Origin of the sequence: Bradyrhizobium sp. 142 (assembly GCF_023074015.1) — a bacterium.
In the GTDB taxonomy this organism is placed as follows: domain Bacteria; phylum Pseudomonadota; class Alphaproteobacteria; order Rhizobiales; family Xanthobacteraceae; genus Bradyrhizobium.
In genome coordinates this window covers 1-3,541 of the sequence record NZ_JADPKQ010000253.1, presented here as the reverse complement: position 1 = coordinate 3,541, position 3,541 = coordinate 1, and the positions used below count along the sequence as shown (strand labels likewise).

Genomic DNA, 3,541 nt, shown 5'->3' with positions numbered 1-3,541 from the left:
GAAGAAGACGGTTTACCTCGCAGTCGGGTCAAACGATCGGATTTGCGAGACCTGACCTGAACCCGTCCGGACCGCCGCAGTGAAGCCGGCATCGGTGAGGTCGTAGAACCGCTGCTCCGCTCTGGCCAGTTCTTATGTGTCGTCAGCATTGAAATGGTGTCGGCTGTCGCCGCTTCGGTCCATCACGATCTGGATTGCCATGATCGTCCTCCTCGGATCGCTGGTGACCAAGGACCTCAATTGAGTATCCGGCCGAACTCGCAGACTTTCAAGAGTTCGTTGCAGCGGCAAGGGGAGAGCCGACGCATCACGCGATCCAGAACGATCTGCATCAATTATCGGGCGAGAGAAGAGCGCGACTGGACGATATCGCCCGACGGCGCGAACCGATGCGGCAGCCCAACCAGAGCAATCCTGCGGCATCGAGCCAGCCGGCCGACAATTCTCAAGGCAACAAGTATTGAGGAACGTGATGCTGAGCCCCGCTTCGGCGGGGCTCATTTTGCGCCGCGGTACAGCGGAGCGTTGCAAATCCCGGCCGGTCAATCGCATCCGTACGATCGACCGCGGCCGCAGCCGAAGCTGTCCGTGGCGAGAAGGCCATTCGAGTGACAGCTCGCGTTCGACTGCCACGTCTTCCTGAAGAACTCACGGGCTTCGGGATTGCCTATCTCAAGTTGCTTCCCGACTGAGGCTCATGAGGGCTTCGTATGCCAGTTGGCGGCCGCCAGCGCCAGGCCGGAAACGCTGCTCGCGACTCTGATCTCTGCTCTGCTCAGAAGAACCCGGAACCGGGCGTGCCCCCCTCCATGTACGCATCCTCCGACACCTGCTATCGGCCTCGGAAGGGAGCAAAGGCATCATTCTCCTTTCCGCAAATGCCAAGGCTGCACCACGACAGTCCATTCGGCCTCGCCGGCACATGGGCTCGAACGCGGAGGCCTCTATTCAAAAGGAACGATTGCGCTTTGCCCTTCGTTTGTACACCGGAGGACAAACGCCATGAACGTGTTGGATGAGGATACCAAGTCGCTTTGGATGGAGACATTCATCCCGGCGGCTTCGCGCTTTTCGGGTCAGGAACGTGCCGATATTGGCGTGGTCGGCGCGGGCATCGCCGGTCTGTCGGTGGCGTACGAACTGGCCGCGCGCGGGCGCTCGGTCATCGTACTCGACCGCGGTCGCATCGGCAGCGGAATGACGGCGCGCACCACTGCGCATTTGGCGACAGCCCTGGACGACGACTACAAGGAGTTGATCAGGATTCGGGGTGAGGATTGCGCGCGGCTGTATTACCAGAGCGTCGCCGCTGCGATCGACCGCGCGCAGGCGATCCAATCCGCCGAGGGAATTGACTGCGATTTCCGCCGCGTCGATGGTTATTGGGTGTTGGCGCCGGAGACAATGCCATCGCATCTGGACGAAGAATTCGAAAGCTGCAGGAAGCTGGGAATCCCCGTCGAGCTTTGCAGCGATCCGACTCTCATCCATCACGGCGGTCTTGCGCGCTCGCTTCGTTTCCCCCGGCAGGCGCGCTTTCATCCGACCAAATACCTTGCCGGATTGGCAAAAGCGCTGCATCGGCGCGGCGCCAGGCTCTACGGTGACACTTGCGTCGAGACGATCGAGCACGGCCGCGGAGAAATCGTACTCAAGACGTCAGGCGGTGAGGTGCGGGTCACGGACGTCGTCGTCGCGACGAACTCGCCCGTCAATCTACGCGTGGCGATCCATACCAAGCAGGCGCCCTACCGCACCTATGTGATTGCGGCCAAGGTCCCGGCCAGCTCGCTGCCGGATGCGCTGTATTGGGACACGCTCGATCCTTATCACTATGTCCGCCTGCAGCCACATTCGGCGGACGAGGACATCGTGATCGTCGGCGGTGAGGACCACAAATCCGGCGAGGCCGACGATGGTCAGGCGCGCTTTGCTGCGCTCGATCGGTGGACGCGGGCGCGGTTGCCGATGATCGGCGAGATCACCCATCGCTGGTCCGGCCAAGTGCTCGAACCCATGGACTTCACTGGCTTCGTCGGACGCAGCCCGGGCGAAGATCATGTTTACCTCGTCAGTGGTGATTCCGGACAAGGCATGACCAATGGCCTGGTGGCAGGCCAGCTAATTGCGGATCTGGTTACGATCGGCGGCAATAGCTGGGAGGCCGTCTATTTGCCCGAGCGCAAGATCTCCAAGAACATCACCACCTTCATCAGCGAGAACATCACGCCGCTGAAGAGCTTTGCAGAATATCTCGGCGCCGATGCAGTTGCCTCGGTGGAGCGGCTTCGCTTGGGCGAGGGCCGGCTCGTTCGCAGCGGATTGAAGAAGGTTGCCGCCTGCCGTGACCGCGATGGCGAATTGCATCTGTTGTCGGCAAGCTGCACTCATCTTGGTTGCGTCGTGCATTGGAACTCGCTGGAGCAGTGCTGGGATTGTCCCTGCCATGGGTCTCAATTCGCGCCGGACGGCACTGCGCTCAATGGTCCCGCCGTATCTCCGCTCGCGCCGGTGGAAATTCCGCCGAGTGTCCAAGCCGCGGAATAGCGACAGATGACAGCCGCGGAGGAAGAGGCCTGCCACATCGTTTGCTTCGGCGGGTCCCGCTCACGCGGCATGACATCGGCTCGTGTCCGACGGATCCTCGAGGGAATTCGGTGTGATCTACCCCGTAATGGGCAGCAAGGTTCGTTCCAAGCATTCGCTTACGTTGGGCGAGGATCATACAGCGGAAGGTTGATTGTCGATGACAAGCGGCGGAGCACGATCTGAGATCTTTATGGTGCGATCGCTTGAGCCAAAAATTGCTGGAGTTTCAGCAAGTCGCCTTAGAAGGCCAAGCTTTCCGGTCACCGTCCGGCCGACCAGAGCGGATGTCGTGGCCGCACGCTACATCGCCCGCAACACTGCGCCGGCTCCAGAGATGGTAGCCCCGCCCTGACTTGGGGCGCCGACGAGAAGGTCCTTCTGGTCCTGGCGGCGGCTTGTTGGCTTGCGTCGCGCGGGCGGGGAAAGCCGCTGCGGCGCGCCGGCAACCATGGGCTGCTGGTCACGGTCGCGGCATCGCTGCTGCCTCACGGTTTGAAGCGTCTCTTCGACCAGACCCGCCCGGACCGCAGAACTGTGGTCGGGCACCTCCATGGCGTCCCGTTTTCCGGGAAACGTGAGGATGCCTGGCGGGCTTGGCCGGCCGCTTGGTGGTGGCGGACGTGGTTCCGTGCTTCTGTCGTCCGGTCGCGATGTAGCCTTTGATCCGCCGCCGGCTCAGCGTGCGAAGATTGGCGGCCGAGCAGTAGCCTGCATCGGCCGAGACTTCGTCCGGATTGCGCTTGAGATTGGCCTTGATGCCGTCGAGCAAGGGAGCGAACTGCGCCTGGTCGCCCGAAGATAGCTCGCTATAAATCCAAACCATGAATAGCGCGATGAATATGCCGGAGGGAATAGAGCTGGTCCCGCTTGTCTGAACAGACTTTCCGCGTCGATAAGTGGAGCCTCTGCCGAGATTAGGCCGCCACGCGGAGCGGCGGAAGGTTGAAGTAGG

At 61.6% G+C, this 3,541-nt stretch carries 2 protein-coding genes and 1 pseudogene; 1 reads left to right on the top strand and 2 read right to left on the bottom strand.

What is annotated here, in order from left to right; all coding sequences use genetic code 11:
• Window positions 1-12 precede the first annotated feature (12 nt).
• Window positions 13-201: pseudogene (locus tag IVA82_RS23230) on the bottom strand (hypothetical protein).
• An 801-nt stretch (window positions 202-1,002) separates the two neighbouring features.
• Here IVA82_RS23230 and IVA82_RS23225 point away from each other — a divergent pair.
• The gene (locus IVA82_RS23225) at window positions 1,003-2,547 is read left to right on the top strand and encodes an FAD-dependent oxidoreductase (RefSeq protein ID WP_247385294.1); all 1,545 of its coding nucleotides are present in this window, start codon (window positions 1,003-1,005) and stop codon (window positions 2,545-2,547) included.
• Window positions 2,548-3,049: 502 nt separating this feature from the next.
• Here the strand turns inward: IVA82_RS23225 and IVA82_RS23220 are convergent.
• Window positions 3,050-3,412, bottom strand: a complete 363-nt coding sequence (locus tag IVA82_RS23220; RefSeq protein WP_247385292.1) for a transposase — start codon at window positions 3,410-3,412, stop codon at window positions 3,050-3,052.
• Between the last annotated feature and the right edge of the window lie 129 nt (window positions 3,413-3,541).